Source organism: Paraburkholderia sp. UYCP14C (assembly GCF_004197395.1).
Taxonomy (GTDB): Bacteria; Pseudomonadota; Gammaproteobacteria; order Burkholderiales; family Burkholderiaceae; genus Paraburkholderia.
Genome location: NZ_SELS01000323.1, coordinates 1 through 613 on the forward strand (window position 1 = coordinate 1; position 613 = coordinate 613).

General features: G+C 62.3%; 1 protein-coding gene. It reads right to left on the reverse strand.

The features are described from left to right. A partial coding sequence (locus tag EVC45_RS45060; protein WP_129964413.1) for an IS30 family transposase occupies window positions 1-613 on the reverse strand: 613 nt, incomplete at both ends.

The following is a 613-nucleotide window of genomic DNA, read 5'->3' on the forward strand; positions in this document are numbered from 1 at the left end:
AGCTGTCGGCGATAGCATCGAGTTCGTCTTGTGTGTAGACCGAGAGGTCGGTTCCCTTGGGAAGGTACTGCCGCAGCAACCCGTTGGTGTTTTCACATGTGCCGCGTTGCCAGGGGCTATGGGGGTCGCAGAAGTACACGCGCACGCCGGTGGCCGCAGCGAGTTCCTGATGGCGCGCGAGTTCCTTGCCCTGGTCATAGGTGAAGCTCTGGCGCAGGGGTTCAGGAATCGAGTTGAGTTTGGCCGAGAAGCCTGCCAGAGCTGAGGCGGCGGTAGCGTCCTCCATCTTGGCAAGCAGCACCAACCGGCTGGTGCGCTCAACCAGCACGCCAACGGAGGATTGGTTCCCAGCGCCTTTTATGAAATCGCCCTCCCAGTGGCCAGGCAGCAGGCGGTCCTCGATTTCGGGTGGGCGCACGTGAATACTCACCATCTCGGGAATCTGCCCGCGTCGGTCTGTGCCGCGCGTGCGGGACATGCGGGTGTTGTGGCCGTGGCGCAGGCAGGCAATCAACTGGCGGCGCAATTCGCCACGCGGCTGAGCGTAGATAGCCGTGTAGATGGTTTCATGCGATACGTGCTGGGTCGGGTCGGTCGGATACATGCGCCTAAG